The organism is Pseudomonas oryzihabitans (assembly GCF_032027545.1).
Classification (GTDB): Bacteria; Pseudomonadota; Gammaproteobacteria; order Pseudomonadales; family Pseudomonadaceae; genus Chryseomonas; species Chryseomonas oryzihabitans_F.
On record NZ_JAVSJB010000004.1, the window covers coordinates 1 to 17681 of the forward strand.

General features: G+C 66.4%; 18 protein-coding genes and 3 pseudogenes. 11 read left to right on the forward strand and 10 right to left on the reverse strand.

Features of this window, described 5'->3' with window-relative positions; translation table 11 throughout:
* Positions 1-637 (reverse strand): annotated as a pseudogene (locus RND78_RS07340) (hybrid sensor histidine kinase/response regulator); the annotation flags it as partial.
* Between the two features lie 617 nt (positions 638-1254).
* Here RND78_RS07340 and RND78_RS07345 point away from each other — a divergent pair.
* The 3 genes from RND78_RS07345 to RND78_RS07355 all read left to right on the forward strand — a co-directional run bounded on the left by RND78_RS07345 (position 1255) and on the right by RND78_RS07355 (position 2817).
* Complete coding sequence (locus RND78_RS07345) at positions 1255-1758, forward strand: hypothetical protein (protein WP_312727292.1); 504 nt, start codon at positions 1255-1257, stop codon at positions 1756-1758.
* Positions 1759-1824: 66 nt separating this feature from the next.
* Positions 1825-2217, forward strand: a complete 393-nt coding sequence (locus RND78_RS07350; protein ID WP_312727293.1) for a hypothetical protein — start codon at positions 1825-1827, stop codon at positions 2215-2217.
* 93 nt (positions 2218-2310) lie between these two features.
* On the forward strand, positions 2311-2817 hold the full coding sequence (locus RND78_RS07355; RefSeq protein ID WP_312727295.1) for an OB-fold protein: 507 nt from the start codon (positions 2311-2313) through the stop codon (positions 2815-2817).
* Between the two features lie 51 nt (positions 2818-2868).
* On the opposite strand, the gene RND78_RS07360 is transcribed toward RND78_RS07355, so the two are convergent.
* A complete protein-coding gene (locus RND78_RS07360) occupies positions 2869-3558 on the reverse strand; it encodes a YoaK family protein (RefSeq protein WP_312727297.1) in 690 nt (229 codons plus the stop codon).
* A gap of 125 nt (positions 3559-3683) precedes the next feature.
* On the opposite strand from RND78_RS07360, the gene RND78_RS07365 reads away from it, so the two are divergent.
* Together RND78_RS07365 and RND78_RS07370 are read left to right on the forward strand one after the other, a co-directional pair.
* Positions 3684-4529 carry an EamA family transporter gene (locus RND78_RS07365; protein ID WP_312727299.1) on the forward strand — a complete coding sequence of 282 codons (846 nt, stop codon included), beginning with the start codon at positions 3684-3686 and terminating at the stop codon, positions 4527-4529.
* Positions 4530-4583: 54 nt separating this feature from the next.
* Positions 4584-5660: a zinc ribbon domain-containing protein gene (locus tag RND78_RS07370; RefSeq protein WP_312727301.1), complete on the forward strand. Its 1077-nt coding sequence runs from the start codon at positions 4584-4586 to the stop codon at positions 5658-5660.
* Here RND78_RS07370 and RND78_RS07375 read toward each other — a convergent pair.
* Together RND78_RS07375 and RND78_RS07380 are read right to left on the reverse strand one after the other, a co-directional pair.
* Positions 5626-6156 carry a GNAT family N-acetyltransferase gene (locus RND78_RS07375; RefSeq protein ID WP_312728099.1) on the reverse strand — a complete coding sequence of 177 codons (531 nt, stop codon included), beginning with the start codon at positions 6154-6156 and terminating at the stop codon, positions 5626-5628. The genes RND78_RS07370 and RND78_RS07375 overlap by 35 nt on opposite strands.
* Positions 6157-6213: 57 nt before the next feature.
* Entirely contained in the window at positions 6214-7008 is a 795-nt protein-coding gene (locus tag RND78_RS07380; RefSeq protein WP_312727303.1) for an OBAP family protein, read from the reverse strand.
* A 229-nt stretch (positions 7009-7237) separates the two neighbouring features.
* On the opposite strand from RND78_RS07380, the gene RND78_RS07385 reads away from it, so the two are divergent.
* From RND78_RS07385 to RND78_RS07405, 5 genes are all read left to right on the forward strand, one after another.
* Positions 7238-7996, forward strand: coding sequence for a ParA family protein (locus RND78_RS07385; protein ID WP_312728100.1), 759 nt, complete (start codon positions 7238-7240; stop codon positions 7994-7996).
* A gap of 83 nt (positions 7997-8079) precedes the next feature.
* Entirely contained in the window at positions 8080-8772 is a 693-nt protein-coding gene (locus RND78_RS07390; protein ID WP_312727305.1) for an AzlC family ABC transporter permease, read from the forward strand.
* Positions 8769-9080, forward strand: a complete 312-nt coding sequence (locus tag RND78_RS07395) for an AzlD domain-containing protein (RefSeq protein WP_312727307.1) — start codon at positions 8769-8771, stop codon at positions 9078-9080. The genes RND78_RS07390 and RND78_RS07395 overlap by 4 nt, the downstream gene beginning before the upstream one ends.
* A gap of 36 nt (positions 9081-9116) precedes the next feature.
* Positions 9117-9944 (forward strand): AraC family transcriptional regulator, encoded by an 828-nt coding sequence (locus RND78_RS07400; RefSeq protein ID WP_312727309.1) that lies wholly within the window; start codon positions 9117-9119, stop codon positions 9942-9944.
* Positions 9945-10120: 176 nt separating this feature from the next.
* The gene (locus RND78_RS07405; RefSeq protein ID WP_312727310.1) at positions 10121-10345 is read left to right on the forward strand and encodes a DUF2934 domain-containing protein; all 225 of its coding nucleotides are present in this window, start codon (positions 10121-10123) and stop codon (positions 10343-10345) included.
* A 20-nt stretch (positions 10346-10365) separates the two neighbouring features.
* Here the strand turns inward: RND78_RS07405 and RND78_RS28180 are convergent.
* The 4 genes and pseudogenes from RND78_RS28180 to RND78_RS07420 form a co-directional block, all read right to left on the reverse strand.
* Positions 10366-10650 (reverse strand): annotated as a pseudogene (locus RND78_RS28180) (methyl-accepting chemotaxis protein); the annotation flags it as partial.
* A pseudogene (locus RND78_RS07410) lies at positions 10651-11670 on the reverse strand (PAS domain-containing protein); the annotation flags it as partial.
* A gap of 130 nt (positions 11671-11800) precedes the next feature.
* Positions 11801-12742: a GNAT family N-acetyltransferase gene (locus RND78_RS07415; protein WP_312727314.1), complete on the reverse strand. Its 942-nt coding sequence runs from the start codon at positions 12740-12742 to the stop codon at positions 11801-11803.
* A gap of 69 nt (positions 12743-12811) precedes the next feature.
* Positions 12812-14131: a Na+/H+ antiporter family protein gene (locus tag RND78_RS07420; protein ID WP_312727316.1), complete on the reverse strand. Its 1320-nt coding sequence runs from the start codon at positions 14129-14131 to the stop codon at positions 12812-12814.
* A 316-nt stretch (positions 14132-14447) separates the two neighbouring features.
* Here RND78_RS07420 and RND78_RS07425 point away from each other — a divergent pair, with 316 nt between their 5' ends.
* The gene (locus RND78_RS07425; RefSeq protein WP_312727318.1) at positions 14448-14732 is read left to right on the forward strand and encodes a hypothetical protein; all 285 of its coding nucleotides are present in this window, start codon (positions 14448-14450) and stop codon (positions 14730-14732) included.
* A 242-nt stretch (positions 14733-14974) separates the two neighbouring features.
* Here the strand turns inward: RND78_RS07425 and RND78_RS07430 are convergent, their stop codons facing one another.
* Both RND78_RS07430 and xylG read right to left on the reverse strand, forming a co-directional pair.
* Complete coding sequence (locus RND78_RS07430) at positions 14975-16111, reverse strand: ABC transporter permease subunit (protein WP_312727320.1); 1137 nt, start codon at positions 16109-16111, stop codon at positions 14975-14977.
* Entirely contained in the window at positions 16111-17667 is a 1557-nt protein-coding gene (gene xylG, locus RND78_RS07435; RefSeq protein WP_059229007.1) for a D-xylose ABC transporter ATP-binding protein, read from the reverse strand. The genes RND78_RS07430 and xylG overlap by 1 nt, the downstream gene beginning before the upstream one ends.
* Between the last annotated feature and the right edge of the window lie 14 nt (positions 17668-17681).

Below are 17681 nucleotides of genomic sequence, written 5' to 3' on the forward strand. Positions count from 1 at the left end.
GGGCATGGATCGGCTGGCGCAGGTCATGGCTGGCCTGGGCCAGGAAGCGGGCCTTGGCCCGTTGCGCGGCCTCGGTTTCGCGCATGGCGCGCTGCAAGCGGTCGAGCAAATAGTAGATGTAGCCGGGCACGATCAGAGTGGTGATCAGCAGCGCCAGGGCCACCGCCGGATACTGGCGCAGGAAGGGCAAGCCGGCTACCAGGATGCCCAGGCAGAGCAGGGCGAAGGCGGTCGCCAGCAGCAGGTAGCTACGGCCGAATCTCAGACCGTTGCCCACGGTGATCCAGACCACAACGCCGTGCAGCAAGAGGAAGTTCTCGCCGATCATCAGGGTGGAGAAGGTGATGGTCCCATAGTCGAGGCACATGCCGAGCAGCCGCCGCCAGAAGATGGCGCCTGGACGACGACCGATATGCCAGAGAATGCCGGTGGCGATGAGCAGAAAGAGGCTATGGGCGATCAGGATGGTCAGCAGCGTCCCGAAGGTGACGGCGCCCCAGAGATACAGCAAGACGACATACAGCGTCGCCAAAGCGGCGATGACCAATCGAATACGCGCCTGACCGCGCTCGGCATCGGCCCACTGCATCGCCGGCAAGTCATTGCGCAGGCTCAGGGCAAAGCGCGAACTAAACATGGACCTAACTCCTGTGACGTCAGCGACACTGAAATCCTTCTTAGACGGTCAACTGAGCGGTGCCTGCATCATCAGGAACAACACAGCTTCTGCAACTGACGGCCAAGATCGCAGAACAGCACGGGACGTTGGCCGAAACGCGTTGGACGGCAATCGAGTCTGCCTGAAAATATGGCACGGCACACCCGTACATCTATACTAATCAGCTATAAACCAAGGACTCCGTTGTGCCGACACCAGGGCGCATTGATGGCATCCAGAGCGCCACTCCCAGCAACAACCCCAATGCCGGCAGGTACGTCCCGGGCATATCGCGACATTATTACAGCAACAATTATCGCCATCATGAAGATCATCGAGGTTCACCTATCCCCTTATCCCCGCTAACCAGTACATCTGTACTATTCCTTGCCAAAACCGCCTTTCCCTAGACTCCTCCCGAACTTGCCACTCTTGCTCGGTCGCCTGCGATAACGGCATTCAGCGGCATAGCCCCAGTATTTCCCGCCAGCCACGCAGTCAGGGCAGCGGCCCGCTCCTTCCCGACCAACGTGTCTGGCCGGACCCTTTGCTGCCCCGCGGCGCGAAATCAGGATTCATCTAACAAGGGAACGTCCATGCGCACCTCTCTGCGAAACACCCTATTTTCCATGCTATCCGCCTTTACCCTGGTCATGCTCACGGGCTGCCAAGGCGGTGGCGGCATTGGCGACCTCACGAATCCACTGGGCCCAGGCGGCAAGAAGTACGAAGCGGCCTACTTGAAGCAAAATCTAATACCGGGCAAGACGACCAAGGATCAGGTACTGCAGCTGTTGGGGGCGCCACACGACGAAGATGCAAACTCTAGCAACGGCAGCAACGAAATAACCTGGAGCTATGAGAAGAGCCAGGAGCCCAGCCTGGACAAGTACCTCAACGTGGCTCAAAAATATGTTTCAACGGATACATTCTGGAAAATAAATGACGCCAAAGTTGAGGCAAACAAGGGTCAGGATGTAATGAAGGACATCAACACCGTTACCGGGACCAGTAATAAAAAACTGTCGAACGGCGCGACTGGCAACATACTGCGAATCTACTTCAAGAATAACGTGGTAGACCACTACTACCTATACTAACCCCCTACTTATAGCCAAAGAGCAGAGCCAAGCTTCCGGCGGGCTACGATTGTTCAGGGACACTCCATGCGCAACACGTACCTCTTTATCTTGCTGGTTTGCCTTACCGGCCTGGCATCCCTGACCGCCCGAGCAGACACCCAAGCCTGCACCCTGGAAGGCCAGGTGAACGCCCTGGGCACCCTGGTGGATACCAAGGACTGCATGGAGACCAGTACCGACTTGCCGGTCGCCCGCTTCAAGGAAAGCTGTTCGGCCCTGGCGCAACTGGGCGCCATGGGCGGTGGCACGCCGGGCAAGGTCACCTACAGCGAGAAGTGCCCGGCCAATCCCCAGGCGGTCTGCAAGCACTTCATGGGGCAGGCGGTGGATGCCTACTACTACCGTCGTGATGCCGACCTACTCAAGACGACTCGCGAGGGTTGCGGCAAGACGGGCGGCACCTGGTGGGTGCCCTAGATTCCCAACCGGCTCCTTCAAGCACCGATAAGCCAGGCCTAGAAAGGCCAGCGCCCGGATCGCGAACACTCGACACGGAAAAAGGACTCAGTCATGAAGAGATGCCTGGCATTGGCCATCATCCTTACCTCGCTATCGGGCTGCGAAAGCCTCGACCAGGCGATGTCCGCCACCAATAACGCCCTGGGCACCACCGGCGACCTCCTGAATGGCGACCTGAGATCGCTCTCCGCGACCCAGCAGACCACGCTGTCGGACATCTGGAAGGACTGGCAGCAGAACGAGGTCGCGGCCAAGGACAAATGGAGCCTGAAGAACCTCGCCATCCCGGGCGTCGTGACCCGGGTGACGACCACCGGGGTGATCACGGGGCAGAACAAGATCGTCGTGGTCTTCAACGATCCGACCAACCCCAAGTGCTCGGCACAGGCCATCACCCGGGATGACCTGCTGGTCAACAAGAAGGCTACCAACAAGCTCAAGAAGGGTGATCGCGTGACCGTTACTGGGGTGCTCAATAGCGATCCCGCCATGTTCACCGACGATCCCGACAAGTGCTGGTTCACCATCGGCAATGCGCAGATCACCGCGAACCAATGACCCTGTCCAGGCGCGGATGAAGCAACGCGGCGCGCCTTCCCCGCTGCCGGCTCAGCCCGCCAGATAACGCACCTGCCAACCATGCGGCACCAGGCGAAACGCCACCGCCAACGCGGCGGCCAGGCCGCTGCTGACGAACAGCGCGGCAAGGCCCAGGTGGCTCTCCAGCAAGGCCCCCAAGATCCCTCCGAGCAGCATGCCGCACCAGGGCACCAACTGACTGCGCCAGCCCGGCCGGCGCTCACCCAGCAGCCAGCGCCCGAGGCCGCGGCCGAAGCGCGACAGGGCGCCGGTCACGTAGGTGAGGCCAATGGGCAGGCCGTTCACCTGCTCCACCGCCGCATTCACCATGCCCATGGCGAAGATGGCCAGCAACAGTGCCGCCTCCGCGTTCGGCAGCCAGGCGGCCAGGCCCAGCAGCAGCGCCAGGAACGCCAGCAGCACGCAGGCGCGGCGACCGCTGAGACGCTGGAACAGTACCCCACCGGCATTGCCCAGGACGAACACCAGGATGGCCAAGGCCAGCTGGACGGCCGGCCACCACTGGCCATGGCCGAGATCGGCCGCCAGGCGCGTGGTATTGCCACTCATGAAGGAGACGAAGTTGCCGGTGGCGAGAAAGCCGATGGCGTCGGTCATGCCAGCCAGGATCGACAGCCCGGCGACCAGGGCCAACCCAACGCGCCCCTGGCGCGCCTCGACCCCATCGGGTAGCAAAGTAGACAGCTGCTGTGGCCCCATGAACCCTCCTGGTCAGGGTGACGACAGCTGGCATTCTGCGCCGTGCCGCTCCGACCGCCAAGCCGATCGACTACCAGGCCGGAGGCTTCTTGCTAGACTCGGGAGCTGACCCAGTCGGAGGCCTCGTGACCACGCCCCTGTTCGCCCTGGTACTGCTCGCCGCCCTGCTGCACGCCGGCTGGAACGCCCTGCTCAAGATCGGCCTCGACCGTTTCCTCACCGCCAGCCTGATCCAGATTGGCGCCGGCAGCGCCGCGCTGCTCGCCCTGCCCTTCGTCGCCGTCCCACCCGCTGCCGCCTGGTCCTGGATCGCTCTCTCCGCCCTGCTGCACATTGGCTACAACGCCTTCCTCGCCCGTGCCTATCGCTATGGCGACCTCGGCCAGGTCTATCCCCTTTCCCGTGGCAGTGCGCCTTTGCTGGTCAGTGGGGTGGCCTTCTTTGCCCTGGGTGAAGCCCTTTCGCCACCGGCCCTGCTCGGGCTGGGCCTGCTGGTGACGGGACTCGCCTTGATGGCGCTGCTCGGTGCCCGGCGGGGGACGCCACCGAGCCTGGCACTGCTGGCCTGCGCCTTCACCACCGGCACCTTCATCGCCGGCTACACCCTGGCCGATGCCCTCGGTGCCCGCGCCAGCGGCGATGCCGTGGCCTATGCCCTCTGGCTGTTCGCGGTGAACGGCGCGGTGGCGGCCCTGGTGTTGCGGCTGACCCGCGGCGCCCAGGCCTTCGCCGGCCTCGGTCCGCACTGGCGTGCCGGCCTCGGCGGTGGGGTGATGTCGATGCTGGCCTACAGCCTGGTGATCGTCGCCACCACCCAGGCGCCCCTCGGCCTGGTCTCGGCGTTGCGCGAGACCAGCGTGCTGTTCGCCCTGCTGATCGGCGTGCTCTGGCTGCGCGAGTCGCTGCCGCTGGGCCGCATCTGCGCCGGCCTGGCCATCGTCGCCGGGGTGGTGGCGATCAAGCTGGCCTGAGCGGCGCTGCCGCCGACCGGCTAAGCTGAGACCTCTCTCGACCAGGACGGACCCATGGGCAAATCGCTGCGACTCTCGGAAAAGTGGTTCAACCGCGGCCTCTGGCTACTGGCGCTGGTGTTCGCCGGCTTCCTCATCGGCCTGGGCGGCACCCTGGTCGGCGACCTGCCCCAGGTGGAGCGCCAGCAGAGCCTGGACGACTTCATGGACCCGGCGGCCACCGCCGCGGCGCGAAACGACCAGCGCCAGGCGAGCCGGGCCCGACGCGACGCCCAGGACGCCCTCGACCAGGCCCAGTTGCAGCAGGCCGCGGCGGCGCGCAGCTACCAGGCCAACCGCGCGACCTTCGACAACTGGCTGGCGACTCGCCAGACCACCCAGCGCCCCGAGCAGGACGCCGAGCTGATCGCCCGCAGCCGCGCCCTGGATGAACTCAAGGCCAGCGAGCGCGCGGCCGAGCAGCAGGTCGAGCGGCAGCAGCAATTGCTGCTGAATGCCGAACAAGGCGCCGAGGGTGCCCAGCGACGCCTGGCAGAGCTGTCCGCGGCAGCCCAGAACGCCTGGCTAGACGCCCGTCGGCAGGCCGAATTGCGCGTCTTCCTCTATCGACTGGCGCTCACCCTACCCTTGCTCGCCGTGGCCGCCTGGCTGTTCGTCCGTCAGCGCCAGAGCCCCTGGTGGCCCTTCGTCTGGGGCTTCATCTTCTTCGCGCTGTTCGCCTTCTTCGTTGAACTGGTGCCTTATCTGCCGAGCTACGGCGGCTACGTGCGCTACCTGGTGGGCATCCTGCTGACGGTGCTGGGTGGACGCTACGCCATCCGCGCCCTGCAGGACTATCGCGCGCGCCTGGCGCTCAAGGAAGCCCAGCCGGATACCGTGCGTCGCGAGGAATTGCACTACGACACCGCCCTGGCACGCCTGGCCAAGGGCGTCTGTCCTGGCTGCGAGCGCCCGGTGGACCTCAAGGACCCAGGGATCGACTTCTGCCCTCACTGCGGCATCGGCCTGCACGACCACTGCGGCACCTGCCAGACGCGCAAGAGCGCCTTCGCGCACTTTTGCCATGCGTGTGGGACGGCAGCGCGTGGGCCTGGGACTACCTCTGCTGCGCCAACCACTGCGCCCGGGTGAGCGCCCAGCGCTCCGCGGGCAGCCGTCCGCTCACGCTGTCCATCTCCAGGCAGGCGATACGCTGCATGCCTTCGCGCTGCGACAGCCGGCGGGAGCCTTCATTGGCGATCACCTTGGTCACCCGCAGACTCGGTCGTGCGAGTGTCTGGAACCAGTAGCGATTGAGCTCGACGCAGGCCTCGCTCATGAGACCCTGCCGCCAGTATCCGGGATCGAGCCAGAAGCCGCGCTGGTTGTCTGGTTCCTCCTGCAGACTAGCCAGGCCGATCAGTTCGTCTGGTCGTGCCTGAAGCCGCAGAGTCCAGCACCAGTGGGTATTAGCGGCCATGCCGGGCAGGACCAGATCACGGACGAAATTCAGGGCACCGTCCGTGGGATAGGGCCAGGGCACCCGGGCAGACAGGTACCGCACGATCTCCCACTGCGGAAAGATCCGCTGGATCGCTTCTGCATCCTCCAGCTGCAAGGGGCGTAGCAGCAGGCGGGGCGTATGCAGCCTGGGCAAGGGCCTGGCGGACTCCGGTCAGGTTCCTGACCGGAGCCTAACCTACCCTCAGGGCTTGTTCGAACTGGTATTGACGCCCTTCTCGGTGTGCTCGCCAGCGTGGTTGTGCAATTGGCCAGTGGGGTCCTGCAGCTGGATGACCTTGCCCTGCTGCCAGGCGTCGGCGCCGGGGGCGACCGCAGGTGCGGGCAGGTCGGCACGGGCGGTCTTGGTCTCGGCGCTGGAGACGCCCAGGCGGCGATCACGCTCGGCGAGCAGCTTGGGATCGAGCTGGCCATCGGCGGTGAAGCCCATCATCAGCTGAGGAACGCCCAGCGGCAGCTCCAGGTCCTGGTCGGTATGCCAGGTGTGCCAGGTCTTGCCGTAGGTGTGCACCAGCTTATCCATCAGGCGGTGCTCGGCCACCTGGGGGACGCCGGGGGCGATCAACTGGCCGGACTTCACCTCGTGCACATGGCTGTGCCAGAGCGCCTTCTCGGCAGCGGGAAGAGTCTTGAACAGCCGCTCGCTGATGATGTACTCGACGCCCATCAGCTTGGCGTCGGCGACGTTGCCGTCGTAGATCACGCACTGGAACATCTCCTCGCCCAGCACGCTGCAATAGTGGTGGGCCTCCATCTGGCCCTGGGGATGGCCATTGTAGAAATGGAAGCCGTCCAGGTAGGTGTTGAGGGCGGCGATGGGTGGCTTGCGCTGCAGCACGTCGGCGCCGGCTTCGAGGACGCGGGTGTCGGTCTGGGCGGGGGCACCCGGTACCGGTACCGGCGACTGGGTGTCGCCTGCGGCCTGGGCCAGGGAGGCGCAGGCGAGCAGCAGCAGAATGGGGAGCCGGGAGGCGGTCATGGCGGATTCTCGCAGGGGACTTGCCGGGTTCGAAGGCCGGGCAGACGCCAAGGTTCCACCGCTGCGCTAGGCTCGTCATACGGCTGTCATGCAATGGCCATAAATTCGTCATCATCCGATCGCGGCGTTTCGGTATAAGCAAAGCGGTCGCTCGGGCCTCGCGCCTCTGGCTTTCCATTTCTGTCGGGACGACTCCATGAACGCACACAGCTCCCCTTCCGGTCAGGCCCTGCGCCGGGTGGTGTTCAACAAGAAGGGCGGCGTCGGCAAGTCCAGCATCGCCTGCAACCTGGCGGCCATCAGCGCCCACGAGGGCTATCGCACCCTGCTGGTGGACCTCGACCCCCAGGCCAACTCCAGCCAGTACCTCACCGGCCAGGTGGGTGACGACCTGCCGCACGGCATCGCCGACTTCTTCAAGCAGACCCTGAGCGGCGGCAAGAAGGCCCAGGCCAACATCCATGCCACCGCCTGGCCGAATCTGGATCTGATCGCCGCCTCGGGCGAGCTGACCGAGCTGCAGTTCAAGCTCGAGTCCAAGTACAAGATCCAGAAGCTGGCCAAGTACCTCGACAAGCTCGGCGAAGACTACGACCGTATCTACCTGGACACCCCGCCGGCGCTGAATTTCTACAGCATCTCGGCGCTGATCGCCGCCGACCGCTGCCTGATCCCCTTCGACTGCGATGTCTTCGCCCAGCAGGCGCTGTACGACCTGATCGAGGAGCTGGAGGAGATCCGCGAGGACTACAACGAAAAGCTTACCGTCGAGGGCATCGTCATCAACCAGTACCACGCCCAGGCCAGCACCCCGCGCCAGCTGATCGAGGAACTCCAGGCCCGTGACCTGCCGGTGCTGGCGGCGCCGCTGATGTCTTCGGTGAAGATGCGCGAATCCCACCAGCAGCATCGTCCGCTGATCCACCTGGACCCAGGGCACAAGCTGACCCGGCAGTACCTGGAGCTGTTCGCCCTGCTGGAAGGCTGAGGGCGCAACAGCGCAAGAACGTTCAAGACGGCGGTGACGCGGTGCGGCACCCTGGGTATCCCCTGCACTCCGGAGCCCTGCCGATGACCGCTTCCCGCCGCCGCGCCTTCCTCCAGGGCGCCTGGCAGATCATGCCGCTGTCGCTGGCCTGCGCGCCCTGGGGCCTGCTGGTCGGCGCCCTCGCCATCGAGACCGGGCTCAGCGTGCTGGAAGGCCAGGCCTTTTCCCTGCTGGTGTTCGCCGGCGCGGCCCAGCTGGTGGCCCTGGGCATGCTCAAGGCCGGCGCTGGCCTCGCTGCCATTCTGCTGACTACCCTGCTGCTCACCTCCCAGCACCTGCTCTACGGCCTGCACCTGAGACGCGTGCTGGCGCCGCAGCCGCTACCCTGGCGGCTAGGCTTCGGCTTTCTGCTCACCGACGAATTCTTCGCCCTGAACCACGCCGAACAACCAGCGGGCTTCGATCGCTGGCGCGCCCTGGGCATGGGCCTGAGCTTCTACCTGCTGTGGAATCTGTTCACCCTTGCCGGTCTGCTGCTGGGGCGGGTGCTGCCGAACCTGGGCGCCCTGGGCCTGGACTTTTCCATCGCCGCCACCTTCATCGCCCTGGTGGTGCCCCTGGTGCGCGACCTGGCCACCGTCGCCTGCGTGCTCACCGCGCTGCTGGTGTCGGTCTGGCTGCATCATCTGCACTGGCAGGGCGCCCTGGTGCTGGGAGGCCTGGCCGGGATGGGCGTGGGCTTCATCGTGCGCCGCCTACGGGAGCACCGCTCATGATCCTCGCTACCCTGCTCGGCATGGCCGCCCTGGTCTTCTTCAATCGCTATCTCTTCCTCGAACCCCGGCTGCCGCTGCGTCTGGGACGCAACCTGCGCACCTTCCTGGAATTCGCCGTGCCGGGCATGCTCACCGCCATCTGCGGCCCCATCCTGTTCTCTGGCGAACAGTCGCTGGCCGCGATCCTGGTCGATCCCTATCTGCTGGCGGGCCTGGCGGCGGTGGGGCTGATGCTGTGGACACGGCGGGTGCTGACCACGGTGATGCTCAGCGTGGGGGTGTTCTATCTGCTGCGCTGGCTGCTGTAGCGCGTTAAGGTGAGCCGAGTTCACCCCGAGGGCATCATGAAGGAACAAGAAGAACGGGCCCGGCTCTGGTCCGCCCCTAGGCTGGGGGGCGTCGAGTTGTTGCACGCCCATTATCGACGCCGGCGCTTTGCCCCCCATGCCCACGACGGCTATGTGTTCGCCTTGATCGAGCGCGGCGTCGAACGTTTCAACCATCGCGGCATCGAGCACTTCGCGACGGTGGGCAGCCTGGTGCTGATCAACCCAGACGAATTGCACACCGGCGCCACGGCGGTCGAGGAAGGCTGGCAATACCGCGGCTTCTATCCGACGCTCGCGCAACTGGCACCGGTGTTCGCTGAACTGGGGCGACCGCTGCAGGCCACCCCGGCCTTCGCCACCAGCGTGCTGCACGACCCGCAGGTGAGTGCGGCCTTCAGCCAACTGCACCGGTTGGCCGACCAGGGCGCCGAAGCCTTGGAGCAGCAGACCGCCTGGCGTGAGGCCCTGCTGTTGCTGTTCGGCCGACACGCCCGCCTGGATGCCATCCCGGAGCCGGGTCGCGAACCCCTGGCGGTGCAGCGCGCACGGGAATTGCTCGGCCAGCAGTTGCAGCAACCGCCGAGCCTCGAAGAACTAGCCCAGGCGGTGGGGCTATCGCCCTTTCATTTCCTGCGGGTGTTTCGCCGTGCGACGGGCCTGCCGCCCCATGCCTGGCTCAAGCAGCAACGCCTGACCCGCGCCCAAGGCCTGTTGCGCGCCGGCTGGGCGCCCCTGGAAGTAGCCCTGCACCTGGGCTTCGCCGACCAGAGCCACCTCGGCCGCCAGTTCAAGCAGGCCTACGGCGTGGCACCCGGTGCCTATCGACGCGCCTGGCACGGCTAGGTGATTACCGACGAACGGTCAGCCGGCCCAAAGTCGCCAGCCAGAGCCGGACAAGCGGCGGCCACTGCCTGGCGGACATCGCCCAGGGAGAAACTTTCGCCGACGCCGCCAGCCTAGTCAGGGAGAAGCACGGCTCTGCCGTCCCTTCTCCCTGCCCTCTGCCTGGAGTCACCGCCATGAGTCTCGAAGAACGCATCCGCCAACGCGCCTATGAAATCTGGGAGCGCGAAGGCCGTCCGCATGGCCAGGATTTCGAACACTGGTTTCGTGCTAATCGCGAGCTGGAAGACCAGCCCGACGACAACCTGACCCAGGTCGGCGGCATCCAGAGCAGCGTCGCCCCGCCAGCGCCCAAACCGCGCAGTCGCTCGCCCAAGAAGGCGAGCGCCGGCCACGCCTGACGCCGCGCCCGCTATTTGCGGATCATATCGGCCGCCCGCTGCGTCGCCTCCGAGGTGCGAGTCGCCAGCTTGCGTACCTCGTCCGCCACCACGGCAAAGCCGCGACCGGCTTCACCGGCCCGGGCAGCCTCGATGGCCGCGTTGAGCGCCAGCAGGTTGGTCTGGGCGGCGATGCCCTGGATGGAACCGACGATCTCGGTCACCTTGTGCAGGTTTTCTTCCATGGTGCGGTGCTGGGCTTCCTGGGTCTCGCGCAAGGATTCCTGCTCATGCGTGGCGTGGACATCGGCCAGCGCACCGACCACCCGTAGCGGAGTACCGTCAGCAGCGCGCTTGGTCTGGCCACGGGCGCGGAACCAGCGTACCTCGTTGTTCTTCAGCAACAGGCGATAGGTGATGTCGAAGCCGGTGCGGCCGGTACGGTCGTTGATGTGCGCGCCAAAGGCCTCGAGCACGCGCTCGCGGTCTTCCGGATAGAGGCGCGAGGCCCAGCTGTCCAGCACATCGGGAAATTCCTGGATGGTCTCGTAGCCGAGCAGGCGACGGAATTGCGGCGACCACCAGAAGGGATTCTTGGGATTGATGGGATCGCCGGCGATCACCTCCATGTCCCAGAGGCCGTCGTTGAGCATCTCGCGCGCCAACTCGAAACGGGTCAAGGTGACGTCCAGTTCTTGGTCGCGCAGGCGCTGGTCGTGGATGTCACGCAGGGAGCCGGCCACCCTCAGTGGTACGCCGCGATCATCACGCAGCGTCGCACCCGTGGCGCGCATCCAGCGGTATTCGCCGGACTTCAGGGCGATGCGGTACTGGACATCGAAAGGCGTCTGGCCGCTGCGATCCTTCATGTGGGCGGCGAAGGCGTCCAGTACCCAGGCGCTGTCCTCGGGGTGCAGGCGCTTGGCCCAGCTGCCGAGTTCGCTGGGGAAGTCGCTTTCGTCGCGAAAGCCGAGCATGGCGCGGAATTGATCCGACCACCAGAAGGCGTTGCGCGGATTGACTGGATCGCCGGCCACCACTTCCATGTCCCACAGACCCTCGCTGGAGCCCTGGCTGACCAGCTCGAAACGCGTCCCTAGACGTTTGGCCAAGGATTCGCTCTCGGCCATCCGCGCCGTCAGGGCGGCATTGTCCTGACTGAGCGTCTGGACCTGCTGCTGCAATTCGCGCTGCTGCTGCAGCAGCGCCTGGAGACCAGAGGCCAGGCGCGCCAGCGTGCGATCGCCCTGGAAGCTACCGACCTCGGCGAGGGGCGTGGCGTTCTCGGTCGCGGCAGCCAGGGTGTCCAGTGCACGCATGATCGAGTAATGCTTGAGCAGGGCCATGATGGGCTCCTCAGGAGGGATTAGCCGCGGCAGCGCTGCGCGCGGTCCAGCTCTCCATATCGGCGGCGCCGCTTCGCTCTTTAGCCCGCCCTAGAGCCTTTTTTTCACGGTCGCGCCGGGCTGCTGGCGATCAGCGCCAGTCGTCCAGCAGCCAGACATCGGGACGATCGTAGTGCCCTTCGCCCCGGTGCAGGGTGATGCCGAGGATCTCGCTGCGAAAACCCTGGGCCAGCAGCCACTGGTAGGCGCCCAGGCGGGCGGTGTTGACCCCGGCCAGCAGCCGCTGCTGACCTTGCTCGCGGGCCAGGCCGTCGCAGGCGGCGATGAGTTGGGCGAAGCGGGTCTCGGCGCCGCGGCCTGGGCGCACGGCGGCGCACTTGACGTAACAGACCCCCGCGCCTGCCTCGCTGCTCGGACCGAAGTGGCAGACGGCGAAGCCCGCCGGGCGACCGTCGTCGGCGTGGAGGAACAGGCTATCGCCCAGGTCCTGGTCGCGCACCGCGCTCACCTCGGCCGAGACGTCCAGTCCGGGCGCGTTGGCGGCGCCCAGCTCGGCACAGGCCGCCAGCAGGGCAGCCGGATCGGTGGCCCGGGAAAAGCGCTGCGCGGTAGTCGGGACCGGCGCACCCAGCGCGCGCGCCATCACCGCCGTCAGGGTCTGTGGCCAGAAGCCGAAGCCCTGGTAGAGCCCCAGATGGCGTGGGCTGTCGGGAAAGGTGAAGAGCCCGGCATGCTCCAGTCGCCAGGCATCGAGCTGACCGACCGCGGCGCCCAGCAGCGCCTTGGCGACCTTGGCGTCCCAGTAGTCGGGGTGCACCGCCAGCGGCCCGAGGATGCCATGGCGACCCCAGCGGGTGACACCCACCGTACCGACCAGGCGCGCCCCGTCCAGCGCCTTGAACCAGGCGGTGTGGGGTGCGACGAAGCGACTGCGCACATAGTCGCGGTCGTTCCAGAACTCCCCCGGCTCGGCAGCGCCCATCCAGGTGGCGAAGGCCAGGCGGACCACCTCGGTGGCGGCAGGCAGGTCGGCGGCGGTGAGGGGTTCGAGGCGAAAGGCGGCAGCGGACATGGGCGACTCCTGGGCGATAGGCCTTGGACCCGCCCGGCCGTCGCTTTGCGCCCGTACGGCAACCGCCGGTTACAGCAGCAGGACCGCAGCCCAGCCGAACGCCAGCATCGGCAGGCTGAAGTGCAGGAAGGACGGCACCACGGTGTCCCAGATATGGCTGTGCTGGCCGTCGACGTTGAGGCCGGAGGTGGGCCCCAGGGTGGAATCCGAGGCCGGCGAACCCGAGTCGCCCAGCGCACCGGCGGTGCCGATTAGGCAGACGATGGCCAGCGGCGAGAAGCCCAGGTGCAGGCATAGCGGGCCGAGGATCGCCGCGAGGATGGGCACGCTGGAAAAGGACGAGCCGATGCCCAGGGTCACCAGCATGCCCAGCAGCAACAGGAGCAGCGCGCCCAGGGCGCGGTTGTCGCCGATCAGCCCGGCGGCGGTCGCGGCCAGGTCCTTGATCTGGCCGGTGGCGGTCAGCACCTCGGCGAAGCCGCCGGCGGTGAGCATGATGAAACCGATCACCGCCATCATCTTCGCCCCCTCGCTGAACAGGTCGTCCGCCTCGCGCCAGCGCACCACGCCGGTGGCGGTGAAGACCACGAAGCCGACCAGGGCGCCGAGGATCATGGAGTCCAGCCAGAGCTGCACGCCGAAAGCCGCGACCACGGCGATCAGCGCCACTGCCAGGGTCCGGCGATTGTACGGCCGGTCGGCCCGCTCGGTGCGGGCGACCAGACTCAGGTCGTAACGGCGCGGCCGGCGGTAGCTGACGAAGACCGCCAGCAGCAGGCCAGCCACCATGCCCAGGGCGGGCAGCAGCATGGCACGACTCGGGTCCACGCCGCTGACGTCCACCCCGGCGCGGGACACGCTGGCCAAGAGGATGTCGTGCAGATAGAGGCTGCCGAAGCCCACCGGCAGGAACATGTAGGGGGCGATCAGGCCGAAGGTCATGACGCAGGACAGCCGCCGCCGGTCCAGCTCCAGGCGTGTCAGCACATAGAGCAACGGCGGCACCAGCAGCGGGATGAAGGCGATGTGGATGGGCAGGATGTTCTGCGAGGCGATGGATACCGCCAGCAGCAATCCGAGCAGCGCCCAGCGCAGCGACCGTCCGCCCTGGGCCGCCTGCCGCTCCATCAGCGCCAGGGCCCGATCAGCCAGCATGTGCGCCAGGCCCGACTGGCTGATGGCCACGGCGAAGGCACCCAGCAGCGCATAGGAGAGCGCCACCTTGGCGCCATTGCCCAGGCCGGCGTTGAAGGCCAGCAGGGTCCCTTCCAGGCCGAGTCCGCCGACCAGCCCACCGGCCACTGCCCCGGCGATCATCGCCACCACCACGTGTACCCGGGCGAGACTCAGCACCAGCATGAGTCCCACCGCCACCACCACCGCATTCATCGCCGACTCCGCACCGCCAAAAGGGCGCGCACTCTGCCGCAGCCTGGCGCAGGCGTCAAAGGTGAGGGATGGATGGATGCGGGCCGGGGTTATCCACAGCCAGGATGACCGTACCCAGGTGGAAAACCCGAACGACACGGGCGCTCGGCCAGGGCAGGTATCACCTGGATACGCCACCCTTCTCGCCAGCCTGGACAATCATCATATTTTTCATATGATGAAATCCCGAGCTGAAATCGCTCTGGAATGAACCTTTGAGACCCCGGGCAGGTCTGACCCGGACGCTTTCCACGGTCATGACAGGGACGATCTGCCCATGCAAAACGCTATTGATGCGCTGATTGACGCCTTCAGCCCCCACTCCTGCCTGGCGGTTCCTCGCCGGGCCGACCGCACCCTGCTGTTCACCATCAACGACACCGCCCGCTCGGCCACGGTGACCAAGGCCATCCCCTTCTGCAATCTGGAATGCGCCACCTCCCTGGCCACCGTGATCCAGGACCTGCAGCGCGATCTCGACCGTGCCGTCGGCACCCTCAGCCCGGAGAGTCTGGCCGACCTGCGCCAGCGCGGGCCGCGGGTGCAGCGGTTCGAGACCTGAGGTGATGGGGGCGCTGCCGATCCATCCTCTCCCAGTCCTATCCCAGGAAAGGACGACGATTCGAGGCCATGTGTAAGGGGAACCATTTTGATCGCGGCCATGGGCCGCTCCTACAAAGGCATCACTTCCTGTAGGAGCGGCCCATGGCCGCGATTGACCGGCCCCCTCACCCCAGCCCTCTCCCCGAGGGAGAGGGGGTGGTCAGAAGCGGTGGATAGGTCCCTGGCTGGGATGCCGTCTCCTCAGCGCCGGCTGGTACGGGTGCTGACGTCGACCCAGACGGCCAGGACCAGGATGCCGCCCTTGACGATCATCTGCCAGTAGCTGTCCACGTCGAGCATGGACATCCCGTTGTCCAGGCTGGCGATCACCAGGGCGCCGAGCAGGGCGCCGTAGACGGTGCCGGAGCCGCCGCGCATGGAGGTGCCGCCGATGAAGCAGGCGGCGATGGCGTCCAGTTCGCCCATGGTGCCGGCCGAGGGTGAACCGGCGGCGAGCCGTGCGGTGTTGATCAGTCCGGCCAGGGCGCACATCACGCCCATCAGGCCGAAGATGCCGAGCTTGATCGCCTGGACGTTGATGCCGGACAGCCGGGTGGCTTCCAGGTTGCTGCCCACCGCATAGATGCGCCGGCCGAACACCGTCTGGCTGGTGATGTAGCTGAATACCCCGAGCAGCACCAGCAGGATCAGCACCGGCACCGGGATGCCGTCGTAGCGGTTGAGGGTGGTGATGAAGCCGACCAGCACCGCGCCGATCACCGCCACCCGCAGCACGTCGCGCCACAGCGGCGCCAGGGCGAGGCCGAGGGTCTTGCGCCTGCTGCGCTGGCGCCAGCTGAGCACGACGGCCACCGCGAACAGCAGCACGCCCAAGGCGCTGCCCACCGCCGGCGGCAGGTAGCCCTGGCCGAGGTAGACCAGTTCCGGCGACACCGGGGCGACGGTGACGCCGCCGGTGAGACCGAGCAGCACGCCGCGAAAGGCCAGCATGCCGCCGAGGCCGACGATGAAGGAGGGAATCCCGCGATAGGCACTGAGGTAGCCGTTGACCAGGCCGATCAGCAGGCCACCGGCGGCCACCGCCAGCAGGGTGATCGGCAGGGGCACGTGGTAGGTCACGTCGAGTATCGCCGCCACCCCGCCGAGCAGGCCGAGTTGCGAGCCCACCGAGAGATCGATCTCGCCGGCGATGATCACCAGCACCATGCCGCAGGCGAGGATGCCGGTGATGGACATCTGCCGCAGCAGGTTGGAGAGGTTGCGTGGGGTAACGAAGCCGCCCTCGGTCTGCCAGCTGAAGAACAGCCAGATCAGGGCCACGGCGATCAGCAGGGCGAGCATCTTGTAACGGGTGAACAGCTGTTTCACGGCGTGCATCAGAAGTGCTCCCGGGCTTGGGCGACCGCCCGTTCGGTGGTGCCCAGGGCGGCGGCCAGTACCCGCTCCTGGGTCAGGTTCTCATTGGGGAAATCGCCGCGCAGCCGGCCTTCGCCGAGTACCAGCACCCGGTCGGAGACGCCGAGGACCTCGGCCAGCTCCGAGGAGACCATGACGATGGCCACGCCCTCCGCCGCGAGCAGGCCGATCAGCCGGTAGATCTCGAACTTGGCACCGACGTCGACGCCACGGGTGGGCTCGTCGAGGATCAGCACCTTGGGCCGCGCCAGCAGCATCTTGGCGAGCACCGCCTTCTGCTGGTTGCCGCCGGAAAGGCCGGTGATGGGCAGGAAGGGGCTGCTGGTCTTGAGTTGCAGCCGGGCGATCTCGGTGTCGATGCAGGACAGTTCCGCCTCGCTGTCGATGCGACTCAGGTGGGCGAATCTATCCAGCACCGTGAGGGTGATGTTCGAACCAACGCCCAGGTCGGGAATGATGCCCTGGCGCTTGCGATCCTCCGGTACCAGGCAGAGGCCGGCGCGAATGGATTTCAGCGGAGAGCGGGTATCGATGCGCTGGCCATGGAGCCAGACCTCGCCTTCGTAGCGGCCGTCGTAGGCACCGAAGATGGCCGAGACCAGCTCGGTGCGCCCGGCGCCTACCAGCCCGGCGATGCCGAGGATCTCGCCGGCGCGCACGGCGAAGGAGACGTCGTCGACTCTCTTGCGCTGGGGGTTGTCGACGTCCAGGCAGGTGAAGTGGCGCGCCTCGAAGATCACCTCGCCGATCTGGTGGGGGATCTGCGGATAGAGGTTGGTCATGGCGCGGCCGACCATCTGGGTGATGATGCGGTCGATGTCCATCTCGGCCATGGGCGTGGTGGCGATGTGCTTGCCATCGCGGATCACCGTGATGGTGTCGCAGATGGCCGCCACCTCGTCGAGCTTGTGCGAGATGTAGACGCAGGCGACGCCCTGCGCCTTGAGGTCGCGGATGATGTCCAGCAGCACGGCGATCTCGGAGGTGGTGAGCGCCGAGGTCGGTTCGTCGAGGATCAAGAGCCGGGCGTTCTTGTTCAGCGCCTTGGCGATCTCCACCAGCTGCTGCAGGCCGCCGCCGTACTGGGACACCGGCAGGGCCACGTTCATGTCCGGCACCTTGAGCCGGCGCATCAGCTCGGCCGAGCGCTGCAACATGGTCGGGTAGTCCAGCCGCCCGCCGAAGCGGCGCGGCTCGTGGCCCATGAAGATGTTCTCGGCCACGGACAGATCGGGCACCAGGGTCAGTTCCTGGTGGATGATGACGATGCCGGCCGCCTCGGATTCGGCGATGGACTGGGCCTCGAGGGGGCGCCCGTCCCAGCGGATCTCGCCTTCCCAGGTACCGTGGGGATAGACCGCCGAAAGCACCTTCATCAGGGTGGACTTGCCGGCGCCGTTCTCGCCGCACAGCCCTACGCATTCGCCCGGACGCACCTTGAGATCGATGCCGTCCAGCGCCCGCACCCCGCCGAAGCTCTTGGCGATGCCGTGCATTTCCAGCAGATAGTCGGCCATGGCCGCTCCTCGCC